Source organism: Pseudomonas sp. MWU16-30323 (assembly GCF_020515595.1).
GTDB lineage: Bacteria > Pseudomonadota > Gammaproteobacteria > Pseudomonadales > Pseudomonadaceae > Aquipseudomonas > Aquipseudomonas yamanorum.
This window is the reverse complement of the sequence record NZ_JAIWYM010000046.1, coordinates 1-20,708: the sequence shown is the minus strand read 5'-3', so window position 1 is coordinate 20,708 and position 20,708 is coordinate 1. Positions and strand designations below refer to the sequence as shown.

Annotated in this window: 19 protein-coding genes and 1 pseudogene; 12 read left to right on the top strand and 8 right to left on the bottom strand. The window is 60.9% G+C overall.

Going from position 1 to position 20,708, the window contains the following annotated elements; genetic code table 11:
* Positions 1–74 precede the first annotated feature (74 nt).
* A complete protein-coding gene (locus tag LIY45_RS28980) occupies positions 75–2,180 on the top strand; it encodes a TonB-dependent receptor (RefSeq protein WP_226478438.1) in 2,106 nt (701 codons plus the stop codon).
* Positions 2,181–2,324: 144 nt separating this feature from the next.
* Here the strand turns inward: LIY45_RS28980 and LIY45_RS28975 are convergent, their stop codons facing one another.
* From LIY45_RS28975 to LIY45_RS28960, 4 genes are all read right to left on the bottom strand, one after another.
* Positions 2,325–2,789, bottom strand: a complete 465-nt coding sequence (locus LIY45_RS28975; protein ID WP_177078356.1) for a hypothetical protein — start codon at positions 2,787–2,789, stop codon at positions 2,325–2,327.
* Between the two features lie 105 nt (positions 2,790–2,894).
* Positions 2,895–4,436, bottom strand: a complete 1,542-nt coding sequence (locus tag LIY45_RS28970) for a cryptochrome/photolyase family protein (RefSeq protein WP_226478437.1) — start codon at positions 4,434–4,436, stop codon at positions 2,895–2,897.
* A complete protein-coding gene (locus tag LIY45_RS28965; protein ID WP_226478436.1) occupies positions 4,433–4,738 on the bottom strand; it encodes a DUF6482 family protein in 306 nt (101 codons plus the stop codon). The genes LIY45_RS28970 and LIY45_RS28965 overlap by 4 nt, the downstream gene beginning before the upstream one ends.
* A 17-nt stretch (positions 4,739–4,755) precedes the next feature.
* Complete coding sequence (locus LIY45_RS28960; RefSeq protein WP_226478435.1) at positions 4,756–5,292, bottom strand: DUF3833 domain-containing protein; 537 nt, start codon at positions 5,290–5,292, stop codon at positions 4,756–4,758.
* Positions 5,293–5,584: 292 nt separating this feature from the next.
* Here LIY45_RS28960 and LIY45_RS28955 point away from each other — a divergent pair, with 292 nt between their 5' ends.
* From LIY45_RS28955 to LIY45_RS28930, 6 genes are all read left to right on the top strand, one after another.
* On the top strand, positions 5,585–6,253 hold the full coding sequence (locus LIY45_RS28955; RefSeq protein ID WP_226478434.1) for a GntR family transcriptional regulator: 669 nt from the start codon (positions 5,585–5,587) through the stop codon (positions 6,251–6,253).
* A 74-nt stretch (positions 6,254–6,327) separates the two neighbouring features.
* Positions 6,328–7,134, top strand: a complete 807-nt coding sequence (locus LIY45_RS28950; RefSeq protein WP_226478433.1) for an ABC transporter substrate-binding protein — start codon at positions 6,328–6,330, stop codon at positions 7,132–7,134.
* A gap of 12 nt (positions 7,135–7,146) precedes the next feature.
* Positions 7,147–7,923, top strand: a complete 777-nt coding sequence (locus LIY45_RS28945) for an amino acid ABC transporter permease (protein WP_017478926.1) — start codon at positions 7,147–7,149, stop codon at positions 7,921–7,923.
* A gap of 2 nt (positions 7,924–7,925) precedes the next feature.
* Complete coding sequence (locus LIY45_RS28940) at positions 7,926–8,705, top strand: amino acid ABC transporter ATP-binding protein (protein ID WP_017478927.1); 780 nt, start codon at positions 7,926–7,928, stop codon at positions 8,703–8,705.
* A gap of 20 nt (positions 8,706–8,725) precedes the next feature.
* Positions 8,726–9,460 carry an extracellular solute-binding protein gene (locus LIY45_RS28935; RefSeq protein ID WP_226478432.1) on the top strand — a complete coding sequence of 245 codons (735 nt, stop codon included), beginning with the start codon at positions 8,726–8,728 and terminating at the stop codon, positions 9,458–9,460.
* Positions 9,461–9,485: 25 nt separating this feature from the next.
* The gene (locus LIY45_RS28930; RefSeq protein ID WP_226478431.1) at positions 9,486–11,096 is read left to right on the top strand and encodes a gamma-glutamyltransferase family protein; all 1,611 of its coding nucleotides are present in this window, start codon (positions 9,486–9,488) and stop codon (positions 11,094–11,096) included.
* A 161-nt stretch (positions 11,097–11,257) separates the two neighbouring features.
* On the opposite strand, the gene LIY45_RS28925 is transcribed toward LIY45_RS28930, so the two are convergent.
* Positions 11,258–12,745: an aldehyde dehydrogenase family protein gene (locus tag LIY45_RS28925; protein WP_226478430.1), complete on the bottom strand. Its 1,488-nt coding sequence runs from the start codon at positions 12,743–12,745 to the stop codon at positions 11,258–11,260.
* Positions 12,746–12,973: 228 nt separating this feature from the next.
* On the opposite strand from LIY45_RS28925, the gene LIY45_RS28920 reads away from it, so the two are divergent.
* Together LIY45_RS28920 and LIY45_RS28915 are read left to right on the top strand one after the other, a co-directional pair.
* A complete protein-coding gene (locus LIY45_RS28920) occupies positions 12,974–14,143 on the top strand; it encodes a p-hydroxyphenylacetate 3-hydroxylase oxygenase component (protein WP_017478931.1) in 1,170 nt (389 codons plus the stop codon).
* 59 nt (positions 14,144–14,202) lie between these two features.
* Positions 14,203–14,673: pseudogene (locus LIY45_RS28915) on the top strand (flavin reductase family protein); the annotation flags it as partial.
* A 179-nt stretch (positions 14,674–14,852) separates the two neighbouring features.
* On the opposite strand, the gene LIY45_RS28910 reads toward LIY45_RS28915, so the two are convergent.
* Positions 14,853–16,181 (bottom strand): alginate export family protein, encoded by a 1,329-nt coding sequence (locus LIY45_RS28910; protein WP_226478429.1) that lies wholly within the window; start codon positions 16,179–16,181, stop codon positions 14,853–14,855.
* A 217-nt stretch (positions 16,182–16,398) separates the two neighbouring features.
* Here LIY45_RS28910 and LIY45_RS28905 point away from each other — a divergent pair, with 217 nt between their 5' ends.
* From LIY45_RS28905 to feaR, 3 genes are all read left to right on the top strand, one after another.
* On the top strand, positions 16,399–17,898 hold the full coding sequence (locus tag LIY45_RS28905) for an APC family permease (protein ID WP_017478934.1): 1,500 nt from the start codon (positions 16,399–16,401) through the stop codon (positions 17,896–17,898).
* Positions 17,879–18,463, top strand: a complete 585-nt coding sequence (locus LIY45_RS28900) for a DUF3156 family protein (RefSeq protein ID WP_226478428.1) — start codon at positions 17,879–17,881, stop codon at positions 18,461–18,463. The genes LIY45_RS28905 and LIY45_RS28900 overlap by 20 nt, the downstream gene beginning before the upstream one ends.
* Positions 18,464–18,580: 117 nt before the next feature.
* Positions 18,581–19,534, top strand: a complete 954-nt coding sequence (gene feaR / locus LIY45_RS28895; RefSeq protein ID WP_226478427.1) for a transcriptional regulator FeaR — start codon at positions 18,581–18,583, stop codon at positions 19,532–19,534.
* A gap of 94 nt (positions 19,535–19,628) precedes the next feature.
* Here the strand turns inward: feaR and LIY45_RS28890 are convergent, their stop codons facing one another.
* Together LIY45_RS28890 and LIY45_RS28885 are read right to left on the bottom strand one after the other, a co-directional pair.
* Positions 19,629–20,045, bottom strand: coding sequence for a hypothetical protein (locus LIY45_RS28890; RefSeq protein ID WP_226478426.1), 417 nt, complete (start codon positions 20,043–20,045; stop codon positions 19,629–19,631).
* 2 nt (positions 20,046–20,047) lie between these two features.
* A partial coding sequence (locus LIY45_RS28885) for an RHS repeat-associated core domain-containing protein (RefSeq protein WP_275948721.1) occupies positions 20,048–20,708 on the bottom strand: 661 nt, incomplete at its 5' end.

The window sequence follows — 20,708 nt, the reverse complement described above, 5'->3', positions numbered from 1 at the left end:
GCAAAGTTGAAAGCAGAGCGCGACTATACAAATAGATGCTCCAACTAATTAGAGACCCCAGGAGTATTTAATCCATGCGGCAACTGTTTGAACCACGCGCTCGTCGTTTTGAGTCACTGGCCACCGCGTCCAGCCTTGGCGTGCTGTTGATGTTGATACACGGCGCGGCCTTTGCCGCCCAGGCCGATCCGACCCTGGCCACGGTGGTGGTCACCGGCGCCGAAGCCACCGAAGCGCAAAAAGCCGAGAAGCAGCTGGCCAAGGTGCCCGGCAAAACTGCGGTGATCGACAACCGCAAGATCGAGCAGGGCCGGGCGGCGAATGCCGAGGACGTGCTGGCGTTGCAGCCGGGAGTCTTTGCCCAGGCCACCAGCGGCTCGGGTGCCAACAAGATTTCGATCCGTGGTTCGGGCCTCAACACCTTCTACCAAGGCTATGTGCTGGGGATCAAATTCCTCTATGACGGCCTGCCATTGACCGGCCCGGGCGGCACCCAGGAAGACATGCTGGACATGGCCTCCGTGGACCACACCGAGGTGCTCTACGGTGCCAACGCTTTCCGTTATTCGGCGTTATCCCTGGGCGGCGCGATCAACTTCGTGAGCAAGACCGGCCGCACTGATCCGGGCAACTACGCACGCTTCGAAGCCGGCAGCTTCGGCTACCGCAAGCAGCAGCTGAGTACCGGTGGCGTGGACGGCGACAACGACTACTACGTCAGCATCCAGCACAACGAGCGGGATGGTTATCAGGACAACACGCCGAACAAAGGGCAGGGGATCGTCGCCAACTTCGGCCACGTGTTCAGCCCGCAACTGGAGACGCGCTTCTACATTCGCTACAAGGAAGAAACCCTCAGCCAGGGCAACACCCTGACCCAATACCAGCTCAAGCACGATCCCAGGAGCAACCTCGTGCCCATCGGGCGCAAGAAGGACGGCTCGACCCTGCTGGGCAGCACCACCACCTACACCTTCGACGACAATGCCAAGCTCGAAGTCGGCCTGGGCTACAACGACTACCCGCTGGACAACGGCTGGCGTTACTCGGCTACGCCCCAGGAATGGCGCTCCCAGGACGTCAACCTGACCCTGCGCTACCTGCGCACCGCCGACACCTTTTTCGGCCTGCGCAGCGACAGCAGCGTGACCTTCAGCAACACCCTGGCGTACCTCGCCGATGTGAAATCCCACAGCAAGGCCACCGGTATCACCCAGCAGAAAACCAACTACACCGGCTCCCGGGACACGGTGTTTTCCCTCGGCAACGAACTGCAACTGAACGACCGTACGTGGCTGTCCACCGGGCTGTCGCTGATTGATATCAAGCGCAAGGCGCAGATCGAATACACCACCGGCATCAATACCAGTGCATTCCCCAGTGGCGTCGAATACGACGAGACCGACGTCGCCCCGCGCATTGGCCTGCGCTACCAGCTGACCCCGGAATTTGAAGTGTTCGGCAACGTCAGCCGCTCGGTGGATCCACCCGTTACCTGGCAGCTGGGCAGCACCGGCACGCCCTATATTCGCGATGTGCGGCCGCAGAAAGCCAACACCGTGGAGTTCGGTATTCGTGGCGGCCACGGCATCTTCGACGGCAGCCTGACGGTCTACCGTTCATGGGTGCAGAAAGAACTGTTGTCGGTGGTGGTGCGCCAGGCAACCGCTACCCAGGACCAGTTGGTTGCCACTTCCAACGGCAGCGCGACCATTCACCAGGGCATCGAAGCCGGCTTGAATGCGCAACTGTGGGACGGCGGCAATGGCGACACCGTGACCCTGCGCCAGGCCTACACCTTCAACGACTTCCACTACCGCAATGATGGGGTGTTCGGCGACAACCAGCTGCCGGGCTTGCCGCGTCAGGTGTACCAGGCCGAGCTGGAATATCGCCAGGGCAGCGGTTTCTACGCGCAGCTCAATGCCCGGGCGGCGTCCAGCTACTACGTGGATTTTGCCAACTCCTTGAGTGCGCCGTCCTACACATTGTGGGGGGCCAAGGTGGGCTACGAGGCGCCGAGCAAGAAGTGGGAGGTGTTCGTCGACGCGCGCAACCTGACCAACAAGCGCTACGCCACGGCCACCAACACCGCGTATGACGCCAAGGGCCAGGACTCGGCCAACTTCTATGTGGGGGATGCGTTCAACGTGACCACGGGGGTGGCGTTTCACTTCTGACCGTGACAGATCGTTCCCACGCTCGGCGTGGGAATGCCGCCTTGGACGCTCTGCGTCCAGCCGTCGATGCGAGAGGTGATGGTGACGCAGAGCGTCACGGTATGCATTCCCACGCGGAGCGTGGGAACGATCATTTCGAGGAACCTAGTTCTGCGGCCGCTGCTTGGTCGAATCCAGCTCGGCCTTTTTGCCGGTGCTGATCTCGGTGATCTGCGCCGACTTGGCGATTGCAAAGTCAAAGGTGTCCTGCATCTTGGCGATCGCATCAGTCGCCGTGCCGTTCAGGCCGCCGTTGGCCGCCCAATCGAAGTTCCACACCCCGGACAGGTTATCGGCACCCGCCACGTCATGGGTTTCAATCGCGGTGAACACGTCGGGATGGCGTTCCATGTACTGGGCCGCAGCGCTCACATCGGCAGGAACCTTGCCCGAGGCATTGCTGGCCAATTGCGAAAGCTCTTGCTTGGTAATCGCCGACTTGCCCGACTGGCGCATGTAATCGGCGATCACCTTGCTCGACTTGGAAATATTCAACTTGTCGTCGAATACCGACGTCGAGGCTTTTTGAGTGGTCGGTCCGCCACCGGCGGGTGTTACGGTAGTAGACATCGGCGCTGCTCCCTCAATGGATTGGATGACATCGAAGCCGACGTTAGCATGGGCAATTGGCCATTTATCGCCGGCTTCACAACAATTCGCAGCGGCCGGAAAATTTCACAGCGTTTCACCCGCATCCAGCTTGGCCAGCAGCCTCTGGCCCCGTTCCCACAGCGCCTCCTGTTTGGCTTCAGGCATCCGGTCGAGATTCTTGTAGAGCATGGCCATGCGCTGATTGCCCCGTAGCAGGTCGCCGTGGCGCATCAGGAAGTGCCAGTAAAGCGCATTGAACGGGCAGGCGTTGTCAGCGGTACTTTCAGTGACTTTGTACGCACAGTCGCGGCAGTAGTCCGACATGCGCTTTATATATTGGCCACTGGCGCAGTAAGGTTTGGAACCCAGGTAGCCACCGTCGGCGTGCATCACCATGCCCAAGGTGTTGGGCAGCTCGACCCAGTCGAAAGCGTCCATGTAGATCGCCAGGTACCACTCGCCTATCTGGCTGGGCACGATGCCGGCCAGCAGGGCGAAATTGCCGGTGACCATCAGCCGCTGGATGTGATGGGCGTAGGCATGTTTCAGGCTCTGGCCGATCGCCTGGCGCATGCAGTTCATTTGCGTCTCGCCCGTCCAGTAGAACTCCGGCAGCGGGCGGCTGTTGCCGAATGCATTGCCAGCGGCGTAGTCCGGCATCTTCAGCCAGTACACGCCGCGTACGTATTCACGCCAGCCAATCAGTTGGCGGATAAACCCTTCGGCGGCATTCAGCCCGATGCTGCCCGACCAATAGGCCGCCTCCACGTCACTGCACAGCTGGCGCAGGTCCAGCAGGCCGATGTTCAGCGCCGCACTGATACGGGCGTGAAACAGGAACGGCTCGTCGCTGGCCATGGCGTCCTGGTAGTCGCCGAACCCGGCCAGGCCGTAATCCAGAAAGTAATCCCACAACGCCTGGGCGTCGGCGTGGGTCACCGGGTAATCGAAGGTGTCCAGGTCGCCGTAGTGGCTGCTGAAGTGTTTACGTACCAGCGCCAGCACTTCCTGGGTGATGGAGTCCGAGGCAAAGCGCGCCGGGTAGGGCGCTTTGGTTCCCTTGGGCAGCGCCTTGCGGTTGTCCGCATCAAAGTTCCAGGCGCCGCCGACCGGGGTGCCGTCACCGTTGAGCAATAGGCCGCTCTTGCGGCGCATCTCCCGGTAGAAGAACTCCATGCGCAGCTGTTTTTTGCCGCTGGCCCAAGTAGCGAACTCGTCACGGCTGCACAGGAAACGGCTGTCGGCATGCCACTGGATCGGCAAGCCGCAGTCTTTCAGGGATTGTTCCAGGCGCCAGTCGCCGCATTCGGTCAGGTGCAGTTCCTGTGGCTGCATCAGCGATTGCCAGCGCTTCAACTCACCCGGTACCGAGCCGGTGTTTTGCGGGTCATCAAGGGCGACGTACTGCACCCGAATACCTCGCTGCTGCAACGCTTCGGCAAAGTGGCGCATGGCGCTGAAGATCAGGACGATTTTTTGCGGATGGTGGGGTACATGGCTGGCTTCCTCCATCACCTCGACCATCAAGACGGCATCGTGCTGGCTGTCCAGCCCCTCCAAGGAGGCCAGGTCAAAGGACAACTGATCGCCCAGCACCAGGCACAGGTTTCTAACGGCCTTGGTCACCAGGGCGCTTCCAGTGAAAATGGCGTTCGCAGTGCCTCAATGGGCCCTTCACGCCGGCCGCACATTTCATCATGGACGCACTGATGCACCAGGGTGCAGGGAAACGCCGGGACTGACTGCAACACGTCACGCAGGTGATTGACGGAACGAAAGCGCAGGGGCTTTGCGGCCGCGTCCAGCAAGGTGAACTGGCCGTGGTCCAGCCGGACGCGCGCCAGATAGAAACCGCCTTCCAGGGAGAGCAGTTCCATTTCACGCACGTCGCCTTGGGTGGCCAGTTGGGTCAGGGTTTGCAGGTTCATGATTCACTCCTTGCCGGTCAGGGTTGCGAAGACTGGCGACGAAAGAACAGCGTCACCTGACCCACGTCGACCCCCAGCTTGGACATGCTGGAGCGATTGATCAGCGTGTCTTCGTCCATCAGGTACATCCAGTCGTCGAGGCTGACTTCGTAGACGGAGCCGTCAACCGGCAGGCTCAGCACGTAACGCCAGCGCAACGCGTTGCCGGCCACTTCGCCCCTGGCCTCACCGACCACGTCGTCGGCGCGGCCGCGCCAGTGGTTCGGGCCATCGGGGGTCAGGGTCCAGACGCGCCGCTGGCGAGTGCCATCGCTGTAGAGAAAGCGTTCGTCGAGAATCAGGTTTTCACCCTCGCGGTGGCTGGCGATATTCACCTCGAAACGCTTGGCCACTTCACCCGAGCGTTTCTCGAATATGCCCCAGGCCTTGACGGGCTTGCTGAAGAAGCTCACCAGGTCCAGTTGTGGCTGCTGGTCGGCATAGTGTTTTACATCCACGCTGCCACAACTGCTCAGGCCCAGCACCAGGGCCAGCGAAACCAATAGACGGGTCATTGCGGTTCTCCCAGAGAGGGCTTGATACAACTGATAGTTGTACAAAATAATAAAATTGTACAGGTATTTAGAAAGGTACCAGGATGTTACCGGCTACCGGCCTGCCCACTTATGGGCCGTTCCTTGAACCTTTTGGTAGCACTTTCCTGCGGTATTGCGACGTGCGCAGGTCAATACCACTCACCCACTCCATCTGAATCAATCACTTGAAGCACTAATCGCCAACCTGGCACGCAAACTGCTTTTTTGTATTCGTGGATAATTGGATACAAAAATTCAAAAGGTGCTGCCGATGCAATTCGCTCCCGCTTATGTAGAACGCCAGCCGCTGACCGCCGAGGAGGAGGCCTACGCCTTCCTGCTGGACGCGATTTGCAGTGGCCGCTACCGCAAGGGTGACCGGTTGATCGCCGAGGACATCGCCAGCGAGATCGGCATGAGCCGTATGCCGGTGCGCGAAGCTTTCCGCCGCCTCGACGCCCAGGGCCTGGTGACCCTGCGGCCTAACCGTGGGGCGATTGTCAGTGGCCTGGATATCGACGAATTGCACGAAGTCTTCGAGATGCGCAGCGCCCTCGAAGGCCTGGCGGTGCGTGTGGCGGTCGGGCGGATTGGCGAGCGCCAGTTGGCCGCGCTGGAGCGGCAGCTGGACGAGATGGACGACTACCGCGACGACAGTGCCGAGTGGGTCAGCCGCCACCGCGCCTTTCACGAATACCTGTGCAGCCTCAGCGGCCGCCCGCGCCTGATGAAGCAGATCTCGGCGCTGTACTCGCTGGTGGAGGCGCCCATGCGCCTGTGGCTGCAGCACGGCGACAAACCCCTCAGCGCCCGCCAGGAGCATGCGGTGATCCTCGATGCGATTCGCGCCGGTGATGCCGACCGCGCCGAAGCCGTGGTGCGCGAGCACATCGAAGGCACCGTGCCGGCGCTGATTCAGTTCCTGCAAACGGAAAAATAGAAGCGGGTACAAACCCGCCCGTGTTTTGACTTTGAGTCCTGCCCCCGTTGTTCAACGAACTGGAGTGTCTGGTCATGCATAAACGTCACGCCTTGCTGGTCGCCCTATCCCTGGGCCTCTGCACACAAGGGGCCTTTGCTGCGCCCCAAGTGCCGGAGCGCCTGCAGAAGGTCGACAAACTGGTGTATTGCTCGGGGATGGATTCACCGCCCCTGGTGTCCTTCGATGAAGCGCAGAAACCCCGGGGACTGACCGTCGACCTGGGCCTGGAAATCGCCAAGCGCCTGGGAGGCAAGCAGGTGCAATGGCGGGTGATTCCGTTCTCCGGGCTGGTGCCGGCGCTGCTGGCCCAGCAGTGCGACATGATCGTCGACCAACTGTTCGACAAGCCCGAGCGGCGGCAAGTGATCGACATCGTCAACTACATGTATTCCAGCCAGTCGGTGGTGGTGCCCAAGGGCAACCCCAAGGGCATCCAGGCGCTGGATGACCTGTCCGGGCACAAGGTCGCGGTGCTCAACGGTTCCACCATCAAGACCCTGCTCGACGCCCAGAACGACAGCCTGGCCAAGGCCGGCAAGCCACCGATGAAACTGGTGGTGTACAACACCGACACCGACGCCTTCCAGGCCTTGCGCATCAACCAGGTGGACGCCTATGGCACCACCGTGGAAACCGCCGGGTACTACGCGGCAATGGCCCCGGAACTGTTTCAGGAAGGCGTGCCGGCGTTCAGCCGGATCCTCACCGGCCTGGGCATTCGCAAGGACGATCCGCAGCTCAGCGCCGCCGTGCAGCAAGTGGTCAGCGACATGCGCAGCGACGGCAGCTACGTCCAGTTGCTGAACAAGTGGCATGTCAGCAGCGACACACTCGACTGAGGCAAACCTGCGATGAATTTCAATTGGGATGTGTTCTGGCAGTACCTGCTGCAGCCCAGCGGGGTGTACCTGACCGGGCTCTGGCTGACGTGCCTGATCGCGGTGTCGGCGATGCTGCTGGGCTGTGTGCTGGGGCTGGCGGCGGCGTTGTTGCGGTTGTCGAAGAACCCGCTGCTGCACCTGCCGGTGCGTTTTTATGTGTGGTTGATGCGTGGCACGCCGTTGCTGGTGCAGATCGTGTTCCTGTACACGGCGCTGGCGGCGGGGGGGATTTTTCGTTTCGAGGATATCGACCTGTTCGGGCTGGTGGTCCCCGGGAATATCCAGGCGGCGATCATCGCCCTGGGCCTGAATGAAGGCGCCTATATGGCCGAGATCATCCGGGCCGGCATTGGCGCGGTGGACAAGGGCCAATACGAAGCCGGGCGCTCACTGGGCATGGGCTTCGCCAAGTTGATGCGGCGCATCGTGCTGCCCCAGGCGTTCCGGGTGATCGTCCCGCCGCTGGGCAACGAGTTCAACGTGATGCTCAAGAACACCACCCTGGTGAGTGTGATCGGCGTGCAGGAGCTGTTGCTCAGCACCCAGATGGTCACCTCGGCGACGTTCCGGGTGTTTGAGTTGTACCTGGTGGTCGCCATCTACTTCCTGTTGTTGACCACGCTCTGGGGCTTTTTCCAGCGCTGGCTGGAGGCGCGCTTCGGCCAGTCGGACCGGCCTTCGTCACCGCCGCCGGCCTCCAGCCGGATGTTCGGTCGCAGCACCCTGAAATTGCTGAGGGGACGCTAACCATGGCGCACAAAAGTGAAGAGTTGATCATCGAGGCCCTGGATGTGCACAAGTCCTTCGGCGAGTTGCAGATCCTCAAGGGGATTTCCCTGCAAGTGCGCCGTGGCGAAGTGGTGGTGCTGATCGGTGCCTCGGGCTCGGGCAAGACCACCTTTATCCGCTGCATCAATTTGCTGGAAGACATCCAGGGTGGGCGCATCCGCGTCAACGGTCGGGCGATGGGTTATCGCGAGCGTGCCGACGGCAGCCTGGTGCGGGACTCGGAGCGCAACATTGCTCGCCAGCGCCGGGACATCGGCATGGTGTTCCAGCGCTTCAACCTGTTCCCCCATATGACCGCCCTGGAAAACATCATCGAGGCGCCGATCCAGGTGCTCGGTGTGTCTCGTGCAGCGGCATTGGAGCAAGCCCGCGGCCTGCTGGAGCGGGTGGGCCTGGCGGACAAGGCCGGCCACTACCCGTCGATGCTCTCGGGCGGGCAGCAGCAACGGGTGGCGATCGCCCGGGCGCTGGCGATGAAACCCCAGGCCATGTTGTTCGACGAGCCCACCAGCGCCCTCGACCCGGAAACCGTGGGCGAAGTTTTGCAGGTGATGAAAGAGTTGGCCGAGGAGGGCATGACCATGGTGGTGGTCACCCATGAAATGGGCTTTGCCCGTGAAGTGGCCGACCGCGTGGTGGTGCTCGACCAGGGCGAACTCATCGAACAAGGGCCGCCGGAACAGATTTTCAGCCGTCCCAGCCATCCCCGTACCCGGGCCTTTCTCAGCCGTGTGCTATGACCCTTCCAAGGAAATACACCATGCGCTTACCGAGCTTGTTCACGGACCTGTGCTGCGCCGCGATTGTCCCCATGACCCAGGCCGCCGACCCGGTGGTGAAGGTCTATAACTGGTCCGATTACATCGGCCCGGACACCTTGAAGAATTTCGAGAAAGACAGCGCCATCAAGGTCCAGTACGACATCTTCGACACCAACGAGATGCTCGAAGCCAAGCTGCTTTCCGGGCATTCGGGGTATGACGTGGTGGTGCCGTCCAGCCAGTTCCTGTCCAAGCAGATTCGGGCCGGTGCCTACCAGCCGCTGCAACGTTCCCTGCTGGATAACTGGAAGCACCTCGACCCGCGCCTGATGCAACGCCTGGAAGCCGCCGACCCCGGCAACCGTTACGCCGTGCCGTATATGTGGGGCACCGTGGGCATCGGCTACAACGAGGAAAAAGTTCGTGCGGTGCTGGGCAAGGACGCGGTACTGGATTCCTGGTCGATGGTGTTCGAACCCGGCAACCTGGCCAACGCCCACGCCCTGATCAACTACCTGCTGCGCCCCGAGGTGATCGCGCCCATCAGCGACTACGTGGGCTATGCCAACCCCAACCAAGACGCGACGGCGCTGATGGACCCCAACGTCAGCGGCAACCCCGGCATCTATCCCGGTGACGAAGTGATCAGCCACACCTTCGTTTCCGCCGACCTGCCGGAAGCCATCCAGCGCCTGATGACCCGGGAGTGGAACCGGGTCAAATCCGGCCAATGAATCCTTGTTTTGAAGAGCCTTTGCCATGTTGAAATTCTCTGCTCATGAATACCCTTATCCGTCCCAGCGCCAGAGCGTGTTCGCCCGGCGCGGCATGGTCGCGGCTTCCCAGCCTTTGGCTGCCCAGGCCGGCATCGAGATCATGCAAAAGGGCGGCAACGCCATCGACGCCGCCATCGCCACGGCGGCGGCGCTGACCGTGGTCGAGCCCACCGGCTGCGGCCTGGGGGGTGATGCGTTTGCGTTGGTCTGGTGCAAGGGCCAGCTCCATGGCCTTAACGGCAACGGGCATGCGCCGGCGGCGGTGTCGATTGAGGCGGTGAAGGCCGCCGGCCATGCACAGATGCCGCTGTATGGCTGGACCCCGGTGACGGTGCCGGGCTGCCCGTCGGCGTGGGCCGAGTTGTCGCAGCGTTTTGGCAAGCTGCCGTTTGCAGAACTGCTGCAACCGGCCATCAGTTTGGCGCGGGACGGGTTTCCGTTGTCGCCAGTGGTTGCTCATCAATGGCAGGTCGCCCTGGACGAATTCACCCCCCATCGCGACCCGGTGCTGGAGCCGTGGTTCGAAACGTTCCTGATTGACGGCCGGGCGCCACAGGCCGGGGAGGTTTTTCGCAATCCCGCCCAGGCGAAAACCCTAGAAGAACTGGCCGCGACCCGCTGTGAAAGCCTGTATCGCGGCGCCCTGGCCGAGCGCCTGGACGCCCATTCCCGCGCCACCGGCGGCTATCTGCGGGCCTCCGACCTCAACGGCTACCGGGCACAGTGGGTGGAGCCGATCCATATCAACTATCGGGGCGTCGACGTCTGGGAAATTCCGCCGAGCGGGCAGGGCTTGGTGGCGCTGATGGCGCTGAAGATTCTGGAGGGGTTCAGCTTCGATCACCGCGACAGCCAGCAGACCTGGCATCGCCAACTGGAGGCGATGAAACTGGCCTACAGCGATGGCTTGCACTACATCACTGACCCGCTGCATATGCGGGTGGCGGTGGCTGACCTGCTTAGCGATGACTACAGCACCCGGCGGCGTGGCCAGATCGGTGAACAGGCCCAGCCGCCCAAACCGGGTGATCCTCACGCCAGTGGCACGGTGTATCTGGCCACTGCCGATGCGGAGGGCAATATGGTTTCGTTTATCCAGAGCAACTATCACGGGTTTGGCTCTGGTGTGGTGTTGCCTGATAGCGGTATTGCCCTGCAGAACCGTGGGCAGGAATTCAGCCTGGATCCGGCTCATGCCAACTGCCTGGCGCCTGGGAAAAAGACGTTCCACACCATCATTCCTGGGTTCCTTACCCGGGATGGTCAGGCTCTCGGACCGTTTGGTGTGATGGGCGGGTACATGCAGCCTCAGGGGCATGTGCAGATGGTGATGAATCTGGTGGATTTTGGTCTTAATCCCCAGGCGGCCCTTGATGCGCCGCGTTGGCAATGGCTGGGAGACATGAAGGTCGGCATCGAGCAGGGGGCGTCGCGGGATTTGGCCAATGCCCTGGCTCGGCGTGGGCACCAGGTGCAGATTGCCAGTGACCTGACAGACTTCGGGCGTGGGCAGATTATCCTGCGGGATCCGGTCAGTGGGGTGCTGTGTGGTGGGACCGAGCCCCGGGCGGATTCGCATATTGCGGTGTGGTAGGCGAGGGTGATCGTTCCCACGCTCTGCGTGGGAATGCCACCTCGGACGCTCCGCGTCCCGCTGGCACCGCCGGATTGACGCCTTGCGCAATGGTGACGCGGAGCGTCACGGTATGCATTCCCACGCAGAGCGTGGGAACGATCAATCTGCCCGCATGCCGGTCAGTAGCGAATCATCACTGACTTGAGCTCGGTGTAGTCCTCGATGAACGCCCCGCCAAACTCCCGTCCCACCCCCGAAGACTTGTTGCCGCCAAACGGCACCGCCGGGTCGAGCATGGTGTGCATGTTCACCCACACCGTCCCCGCGTTGATCGCCGGCACCATGCGCAGGGCCTTGCTCAAATCGTTGGTCCAGAGGCTGGCGCTCAGGCCGTATGGCGTGTTGTTCATCAGCTCCAGCAGCTCTTCCTCAGTGTCGTAGGGGAAAAACGTGGCGATCGGGCCGAAAGTTTCTTCGTTGAGCAGGGTGTCGTTGAGGGTGTTGGCGAGAATCACAGTCGGCTCCACGTAGCAACCGGGCCCGTCGATCAGCTTGCCGCCATGGACAATCGTATTGTTCTCGGCCCGGGCCGTGGCGAAAAACCCTTCGAGTTTCTGTTGGTGCTGACGGTTGGTCACCGGGCCGAATTCGGTGCGCTCATCCAGGGGCGAGCCGATGTTCAAGCGGCCCAGGCGCTGCGCCAGCTTGTCCATGATCGCCTCGATCTGCGAGCGGTGGGCGAAGAAGCGTTCGGCGGCAGCGCAGATCTGGCCGGAGTGCAGGAAGCCGGCTTCGATGATGCCGTTGACTGCCTTGTCGAGGTCCACATCCCGCAGGAACCCGGCCGCGTTTTTACCGCCCAGTTCCAGGGTCGCCCGGGTCAACTCGGCGCCCATGGCGCTGCGGCCCACGGCGATGCCGGTGGGTACCGAGCCGGTGAATGAAACCTTGTCGGTGTCCGCATGCTCCACCAGCCCTTTGCCCACAAGGCCGCCGCCGGTCAACACGTTCAGCACGCCCGCCGGCAGGCCGGCGTCGATGGCCAGCTCGGCGATGCGCAGGATGGTCAGCGGGGTGAACTCGCTGGGCTTGATGATGATGCTGCAGCCGGTCACCAGCGCTGAGGCGAGTTTCCAGATGGCGATCATGGTCGAGAAATTCCACGGCACAATGCCCACCACCACGCCCACGGGTTCCCGCAGGGTGAAGGCGGTGTAGCGTTCACCGGCGAAGGAGGGCAGTGACGGGGTGATGGTCTGGCCGCTGATCTTGGTGGCCCAGCCGGCGTAGTAGCGCAGGAAGTGCGCGGCCTGGTCCACCTCGAAGGCCCGGGAAATCTGGATGATCTTGCCCGACTGGCAGGTTTCGATCTGTGCCAGTTCTTCGCGGTGTTGCTCCAGCAGGTCGGCGAGTTTCAGCAGCACATGGCCACGGATGGCTGGCGCGACCTGGGACCATTGCCGGAAGCCACGCCGGGACGATTCCACGGCGGCGTCGATATCGACAAGGTCGGCGTTGGCCACGTGGGCGATCACTTCGCCGGTGGCCGGGTTGATCACCTCCAGGGTCTGGCTGGAGTGGCTCTGGACGTAGCCGCCGTCGATAAACAAGGCGTGGCTTCGACGGAGGAAGGCCTGGACTTCAGGCAGCAGCGCAATATCGCTCATGGGGTTTTCCTGCTCGCAAAAGCCCGAGGTTAACCAGCGCCGCCGGGCCAGGCTTGTCTGTGCCTGCCGGGCGATATGTCTGTGGCTGCCAGGCCTGTGGAAAGTGCAATCTTGGCTGTGGAAGGTGCATTTTCCGGTGTTGTCGCCCGATCCATACTGGCCCCACATCCAGCGTCGTTCGTTGCTTTGGAACGTCAGCCGGACATCCAATAATAAGCAGGGCCGTCCATGAAAAAGCCAAACCCGCTCCTCGAAGACCTCAAGGCGATTCTGCCGACCATCGCTGCCAATGCCTTCCAGGCCGAGCAGGACCGCAAGGTTCCCGATGAGAACATTGCGCTGCTCAAGAGCATCGGCATGCACCGGGCCTTTCAACCCAAACCTTTTGGCGGCATGGAAATCTCTTTGCCGCAATTTGCCGACTGCATCGCCTTGCTGGCCGGTGCCTGCGCCAGCACTGCCTGGGCCATGAGCCTGTTGTGCACCCACAGCCATCAACTGGCGCTGTTTTCCGCGAAGCTGCAGCAGGAAGTCTGGGGCGACAACCCGAACGCCACGGCCAGTAGCAGCATCGCGCCGTTTGGCCGCACTGAAGACGTTGAAGGGGGTGTGCTGTTCAGCGGTGAAATGGGCTGGAGCAGCGGTTGCGATCACGCCGAGTGGGCGATTGTCGGCTTCCGTCGTAAAAATACCGAAGGGACTCAGGATTACTGCTTCGCGGTGCTGCCACGCAGCGACTACCAGATTCGCGATGACTGGTTCGCCGCCGGCATGAAAGGCAGTGGCACCAAGACCCTGATCATCGACAACGTATTGGTGCCCGAACACCGCATCCAGAAAGCCAAGGACATGATGGAAGGCAAGTCCGCCGGTTTCGGTTTGTACCCCGACAGCAAGATTTTCTACTCGCCGTACCGTCCGTATTTCGCCAGCGGTTTTTCCACCGTCAGCCTGGGCGTGGCCGAGCGCATGCTTGAGGTGTTCCGCGAGAAAACCAAGACCCGCGTACGTGCCTACACTGGCGCGGCGGTGGGGGCCGCGACCCCGGCGTTGATGCGCCTGGCGGAGTCGACCCACCAGGTAGCCGCCGCCCGGGCGTTCCTGGAAAAGACCTGGCAGGAACATGCTGAACACAGCGAACAGCACCGTTACCCGAGCCGCGAGACCCTGGCGTTCTGGCGCACCAACCAGGCATACGCCACCAAGATGTGCATCCAGGCGGTGGACCGCTTGTTCGAGGCCGCCGGTGGCAACGCGTGGTTCGAGCACAACGAAATGCAGCGCCTGTTCCGCGATTCCCATATGACCGGCGCCCACGCGTACACCGATTACGACGTGTGCGCGCAGATTCTGGGGCGTGAGTTGATGGGGCTTGAGCCTGATCCGAGCATGATTTGAAGCCGACCCGGCCATCACAATAATCAGGACTGCGCGTTGACGCAGTCCGGGAGTCTTGCATGTCAGATAACAGTTTCGACCCACGGGCCTTTCGCCGGGCCCTGGGCAACTTTGCCACCGGCGTCACCGTGGTCACCGCCGCCGACGCCAGCGGGCGCAAGGTCGGCGTCACCGCCAACAGCTTCAATTCGGTGTCCCTGGACCCGCCGCTGGTGCTGTGGAGCATCGACAAGCGCTCCAACAGCCACGAGGTGTTCGAGCAGGCCAGCCATTTTGCGGTCAACGTGCTGGCGGCCGACCAGATCCACCTGTCGAACAATTTTGCCCGGCCCAAGGACGATCGCTTCGCCGAAATCGAATTCGAGCCGGGCGAGGGCGGCTCGCCGGTCTTCGCCGATTGCTCGGCGCGGTTTCACTGCGAGAAGTACCAGCAGGTGGACGGTGGCGATCACTGGATCATGATTGGCAAGGTGGTGGCGTTTGATGATTTTGGGCGTTCGCCGCTGCTCTATCACCAGGGCGCGTATGCGCGGATCGAGGAACGGCAACCGTAGGGCGAACACCTCTATCGAAGGCTGAAGCAGGTTCAATGTGGGAGCGGGCTTGCTCGCGAATGCGGAGTGTCAGCCAATACATCTGGCGACTGACACACCGCTTTCGCGAGCAAGCCCGCTCCCACATGTGATCTCGGTAGCTCATTGCATCTGTGTTAGAACGGCACCGCCACGGTGACTTGGCTATAGAGATTGGTGCCATTGCCACCCACCTGATTGCCGCCGTTGCTCTCATCCTTGTTCGGCTTGTACAAACCCAGCAGCGGCGTGACGATCAGGTGTTCGTTCACCGCCCACTCCGCGTACAGGTCCAGCTCGCGCCCATCGAGGTTGAGCATGCCGCCCTTGCTCAACGTCTTGTAGTCGAAGAACAGCGCGCCGACGGTCACGCTGTCCAGCGGCTTGACCTTCAACGCCACATGCTGCACCTCGGTGTTGGTATTGAACGGCCCTGAGTAATTGCCAGCCACTTCGCCCTGCACCCAAGTGCCATAGCCACGGTTGAAGCCCGAGAACATCGCATCCCAGTTTTTCGAATAGCGGCTGTAGCGGTAGGTCAGGTCCGGCGACCACGGCAGCGCGGCGAAGGTGTAACCGGCCTCGGTGTACCAGGCTTTTTCCGGGCCGGCGTCCTTGTCCTGCCAGGCGTATTCAAAGGAAAAGTGCGCGTTCTCGATCCCGGCATTGCCCGCACCCCGCAGGCTGTAGAGGTTCATCCCGGCGCGTTGTTTTTGCAGGTCATTGGCGTAACGGTCGTCGACGCTGATGCCGTGGATATAGGTCAACCCTACGGTGCCGGGTGCGGCGGTGTAGTCCAGGGTGCCGGCGGCCATTTCGGTGTTGGCCTGGGCGCGGTTGTCGGACTTGATCCACATCACGCTGCCATGCACGCCGTCCTTGCCCCCCAGGTGTAACACGGCGGTTTGATCGAAGGCATGCCGCGCGGCGATGTAGTAGGCGCCGCCCCGGTTGAACTTGCCGTCATCCACGCCCTTGCCCAGGTTCGGGCCGTCGTCGTTGATGATGAAGCCGTCGCCGAGCATGATGATCTGGCGGCCGAACGACAGGTCCACACCATCCTTGCCCAGCGCCGGAAACAGCTCCCCCGAGCGCCAGCCAGCGAAGGCTTCGTCGAACTTGGTGGTTCGCTCACTGCCGGTGGTCACGCCCGACGCATCACCCTCGCCCCAGGTGCCGGAGCTGACCAGGTTGGCCGTGCCATACAGGCTGCCCAGGGCGCCGAAGCGCTGGTCGACGCTCAAGCCATACTTGATAAAACCTTCGCGCCAGGTGGAACCGCCGGAGGTGCCATCGTAGTTCTTGCGGCTGTTGAACATGCCGTACACCGCGAGGAAGTTGCCGGTGACCTGGGTGTCGTCATCGGCATACAGCTCGAGCGCCTGGGCCGATGAGTCGATGATCATCAGCGCGATGCCCAGGCTGATGGCCCTGTACAGGTGACGGGTTTGTTGTGTGTGCTGCATTGTTATAGTCCCCAACAAGGTGAATTGAGGGAGCATTAGGGCGAGCGCCACCGGGCCAAGTCTTTCCCCTGCGTGCCAGGAAATTGTCCCAGGCCGCCAGTGGCGCAGCAGTGGCAGGCAGCAACAAAACCGGCGGCAGCCAGGAGCAAGACGATCAGCCAGGGCGGGGCGCAGAGTGCCAATACTTCTAAAAATCCGCTTCTTGAGGATCTGCACCATGTCGATCAACGACCGGCTCACCGAACACTTGAAACGCGGCACGGTGGGCTTTCCCACGGCGCTGGCGAGCACCATCGGCCTGATCATGGCCAGCCCGGTGATCCTCACCGCAACCATGGGGTTTGGCATCGGCGGCAGTGCCTTTGCGGTGGCGATGTTGATCGCGGTGGTGATGATGCTGGCCCAGGCGACCACCTTCGCCGAAGCCGCCTCGATCCTGCCCACCACCGGCTCGGTCTACGACTACATCAACTGCGGCATGGGCCGGTTCTTTGCGATCACCGGCACCTTGTCGGCGTACTTGATCGTGCATGTGTTTGCCGGCACCGCCGAGACGATCCTGTCCGGGGTGATGGCGCTGGTGAACTTCGAGCACCTCAACACCCTGGCGGAATCCGCCGGCGGCTCGTGGTTGCTCGGGGTGGGCTTCGTGATTGTGTTCGGGGTGCTGAATGGGTTTGGCGTCAGCGCGTTCGGCCGGGCCGAGATCATCCTGACCTTTGGCATGTGGACCACCCTGATGGTGTTTGGCGTGCTGGGCCTGATCGCGGCTCCGGCGGTGCAGTTGGACGGCTGGTTCGGTGAATCCCTGGTGGGCACCGATCTGATCACCATCCTGTCGCTGGTGGGCATGGCGATGTTCATGTTCGTCGGTTGCGAGTTCGTCACCCCGCTGGCACCGGACCTGCGCAACTCGGCCAAGGTGATGCCCAAGGCCATGGTGCTGGGGTTGCTGGGGGTGGCGACGTGCATGTTCATCTACGGCGCCGCCATGAAGCGCCAGGTGGAGAACGTATTGATCGACGCGGCGGGCGGGGTGCACCTGCTGGATACGCCGATGGCCATCCCTAAATTCGCCGAGCAGGTGATGGGCAGCATTGGTCCGATGTGGCTGGGCATCGGTTTCCTGTTTGCCGGTGCTGCGACCATCAACACCCTGATGGCCGGTGTGCCACGGATCCTGTACGGCATGGCGGTCGACGGCGCGTTGCCCAAGGTTTTCACCTACCTGCACCCGCGCTTCAAGACACCGCTGCTGTGCATCCTGGTGGCGATGCTGATTCCGTGCCTGCACGCGCTGTACCTGGGGGGAAACACCGACAACATCATGCACCTGGTATTGGCCGCCGTGTGCGCCTGGAGTTTTGCTTATCTGCTGGTGACGCTGTCGGTGGTGATCCTGCGGATTCGCCGGCCGGATCTGCCTCGTGCCTACCGTTCGCCGTTCTTTCCGCTGCCGCAGATTCTGTCGAGCATCGGCATCCTGCTGGGCATGTGGTTTATCACCCCGCCGGGGATGAACCCTGCTGACATCTACATTCCCTTCGGCGTGATGCTTGGGTGCACGGCGGCGTATGCGCTGTTCTGGACCCTGGTGGTGCAGAAGGTCAATCCATTCAAGCCCGCCTCGGTGGAAGAGGTGTTGGCCAAGGAGTTCGCCCATGAACCGGGTCAACCGCACAACGGGTATATCAGCCATGCTGCAAAAACTGTCTGAGCTGCTCAGCGCCCGGCGCGCGCCTGCCGGTTATCGTCCCGGCGTTACGCTGGAACACCTGCGGCGCAACCTTGGCCTCGCCGGTTATGCGGTGTGCGGACCGACGACGGCCCGGGTGGCCCTGGACGAGCTTGGGTTGCAACTGGAGATCGTCGAGCGCACCGAGTCGCAACTGTTGATGCACCTGGTCATGACCGAATTCGTACTGCGCATTCCTGCCTCGCAGCAGGGCACGGCGAGCTTTGAACTGCACCACACCGGGGCCGTTCGACGCACCGGGATCCGCTGTCGGCAGCGTTCTGGAGACAAGGAAGTGTTAGGCGTTCTGCAAGTCGAGTTGCAGGAGGGCAGCGCCTTGCATCGCGCCTTGATGCCGCTGGACTTCAAGCGCCTGCGCATCGACCTGGCGGATCACCAGTGGTGTGTGCGGCTTGAGCATATGGGCGGCAGCGAGGTGGTCAATCGCATGCCGGCGTTCCGTCGCTATATCGCGTTGAGCAGCGATCAACGCGCCTGGCTACTGGACGCCTTGAGCGGTTTCCAGCGCGCATTACAGGCCCATTGACCGCAGGATCTGGCATCAATAGTGCAATCATCTTGGCTGACACGTACTTGTTGCGCGCATATAGATAACATGTTAACTATTGCCCGACAAAAACAAAAAGCCAAGGTGGAAACAACCATGAGCATGCAACAGATTGGGCAAGACGGACTGGACCGCTGGACCCGGGATCTGCGCGCGGTTTGCGGTCACTTCGACACAGAACTGGCCTTCAACCGCTCGCTGTTCATTGGCAGCATCAGCACCTTTTCCCGCGGCGGCTTGCCCCTGGCGAACCTGCGCACCAACGCCGGCCTGATCAAGCGCCCCAAAGCCCGCGCCGACCACGATGACGACCAGAACTGTTTCCTCGTCAGCCAGCGCAGCGGCTACTGCCAGATCACCCAAAACGGCCAGAGCGTGCAACTCGCCCCCGGCGAATTACTCTTGATGGACTCGGTGGGCTCCATCGACATCACCCCGTTTGGGCTGATCGAACATGCGTCCCTGTCCTTGTCCCGCGCAGAGGTGTGCAAACAGTTCGGCAACCAGCCCAAGACCTTCGGCAAAATCTCCTCGAGCAAAGCCTGCGGGCGCATGTTGCATGTGCTGATGGACCAGTTGTGCAAGGACGCGCTCAACGGCGAAAGCGCGGTCGGCGAGGGGCAGGCGTTGCAGTCGGCGTTTGTCTCGCTGCTGGGGTCGGCGTTTGAGCAGGAAGATGATGAGCGGGACGACTGTGGCGGGTTGCAGGGCAGAAATCTGCGCAGCTATGTGCAGAAGGTGATTGATGAATCGTTAACCCAGCCAGGGCTGAGCCCGGTGGGGTTGGCGAGTCGGTTGAACATCTCGGTGCGGCATTTGTACCGGTTGTTTGAGGAACAGGATGACAGCGTGTGCCGGTATATCCAGCGGGCGCGGTTGAAGCGCAGTGCGGATGATCTGACCAACCCGTTTTTGCGCAGTGAGTCGATTACGTCGATTGCGTATAAGTGGGGGTTTACGGATTCGGCGCACTTTAGTCGGTCGTTCAAGAAACAGTTCGAAGTGTCGCCGAAGGATTTTCGGGCGGGGCGGTTGCAGCAGGTGGGGTAGGGGGAATGGCAGGCATTTTACTGACGTACACAGCTCAACTGTGGGAGCTGGCTTGCCTGCGATATCGATTTGGTAGGCGCTAAAAATATTAGAACTACCAAGTAGACTGATCCTCAACGCTCGCTTTTTGAAGTTCCTCCTCCCAATCATTGCTCGCTAATCTATAAATTTCCTCAAAAAAAACTCGCGGTTCATCTATCTCCGTCTCATCCCATGCCATTGTTATATGTTTGTCGTGATCGCTTTCAAATTCTTTTGAAAAGTCAGTGCTGGGGGTTTCTAGTGCCTTTTTCAGAACGGAAATTAAAACAAACCGGTGTCTGTAAGTTAAATATTCAAGATCTTTTAAAATAAACGACCTGATGATTTTTTCTCGATCATCAGGGTCGTTAGGGTTGTATTGCCAAAGTGCTTCGCCTTTAGTTTCTTCTTGGTCATATATCGAAAGCGCTCCCAGTATGTGAGAGAGCTTTGGCTCATAGGGTGCATCTATAAATGGGACCTTTAACATTGTTATCTCACAGGGAATGCGGTAAAGGGGCGGCTTACGTTGTTTTTGTCAAACCGGACTTCGGCTTTGTTCATGTTTTCCGAATATTTTGGATTTTGTTTGTCTTTACTATTCGGCCTGTATCCATGGCCTGCTCCTGGTAGCTCCATAACGACTACTGGGTTACCTTCATTGTCAAAACCTGTAGGTGAAGGATTTTTACCCTGCATCTTATACAAAGCTTTATTTATTGCATGAAGCTGCATTTTCCAACTTTTAAATTGAGAGCTTGAACTTATTTTCCCTTTTTTTCCATTGGCTGGGTTAGTTCCATCTATCGCACGGTGCTTCATAGCCCAGCCGGGTATTTCTGGTCCATGCTTGACTACAGTATGCATGTCGTATTTCTTTTCGAATTCTAATACCCGCCTTTTTGCGTTCGCCTCCGTTAGCTCGTCAATTTTTGCCCGGCGCTCGGCTTGCGTTTGTTTGGGTAGGGGCGGCTCGCTGTCATCAAGTTTCGCAGTCGGTTTTTCTACGCCTGCACTTGGTTTACACCCATCCCCACCCGGACAGGTACTCAACCCCAACGGATCCACCCACCCCGTCGGGTTGGGCACGTACTGGTATCCGTTCAGCCCGCCCGCCAGCTTCACGGGATCGGGCGTCAGGTAGCGGCCAATG

Coding starts and splice junctions, on each gene's coding strand:
- LIY45_RS28935 (WP_226478432.1), top strand. CDS start 8,726: ATGCGCTTACCGAGCTTGTTCACGGACCTGTGCTGCGCCGCGATTGTC.
- LIY45_RS28900 (WP_226478428.1), top strand. CDS start 17,879: ATGCTGCAAAAACTGTCTGAGCTGCTCAGCGCCCGGCGCGCGCCTGCC.
- LIY45_RS28905 (WP_017478934.1), top strand. CDS start 16,399: ATGTCGATCAACGACCGGCTCACCGAACACTTGAAACGCGGCACGGTG.
- LIY45_RS28945 (WP_017478926.1), top strand. CDS start 7,147: ATGAATTTCAATTGGGATGTGTTCTGGCAGTACCTGCTGCAGCCCAGC.
- LIY45_RS28955 (WP_226478434.1), top strand. CDS start 5,585: ATGCAATTCGCTCCCGCTTATGTAGAACGCCAGCCGCTGACCGCCGAG.
- LIY45_RS28965 (WP_226478436.1), bottom strand. CDS start 4,738: ATGAACCTGCAAACCCTGACCCAACTGGCCACCCAAGGCGACGTGCGT.
- LIY45_RS28930 (WP_226478431.1), top strand. CDS start 9,486: ATGTTGAAATTCTCTGCTCATGAATACCCTTATCCGTCCCAGCGCCAG.
- LIY45_RS28940 (WP_017478927.1), top strand. CDS start 7,926: ATGGCGCACAAAAGTGAAGAGTTGATCATCGAGGCCCTGGATGTGCAC.
- LIY45_RS28910 (WP_226478429.1), bottom strand. CDS start 16,181: ATGCAGCACACACAACAAACCCGTCACCTGTACAGGGCCATCAGCCTG.
- LIY45_RS28980 (WP_226478438.1), top strand. CDS start 75: ATGCGGCAACTGTTTGAACCACGCGCTCGTCGTTTTGAGTCACTGGCC.
- feaR (WP_226478427.1), top strand. CDS start 18,581: ATGAGCATGCAACAGATTGGGCAAGACGGACTGGACCGCTGGACCCGG.
- LIY45_RS28975 (WP_177078356.1), bottom strand. CDS start 2,789: ATGTCTACTACCGTAACACCCGCCGGTGGCGGACCGACCACTCAAAAA.
- LIY45_RS28925 (WP_226478430.1), bottom strand. CDS start 12,745: ATGAGCGATATTGCGCTGCTGCCTGAAGTCCAGGCCTTCCTCCGTCGA.
- LIY45_RS28950 (WP_226478433.1), top strand. CDS start 6,328: ATGCATAAACGTCACGCCTTGCTGGTCGCCCTATCCCTGGGCCTCTGC.
- LIY45_RS28960 (WP_226478435.1), bottom strand. CDS start 5,292: ATGACCCGTCTATTGGTTTCGCTGGCCCTGGTGCTGGGCCTGAGCAGT.
- LIY45_RS28890 (WP_226478426.1), bottom strand. CDS start 20,045: ATGTTAAAGGTCCCATTTATAGATGCACCCTATGAGCCAAAGCTCTCT.
- LIY45_RS28920 (WP_017478931.1), top strand. CDS start 12,974: ATGAAAAAGCCAAACCCGCTCCTCGAAGACCTCAAGGCGATTCTGCCG.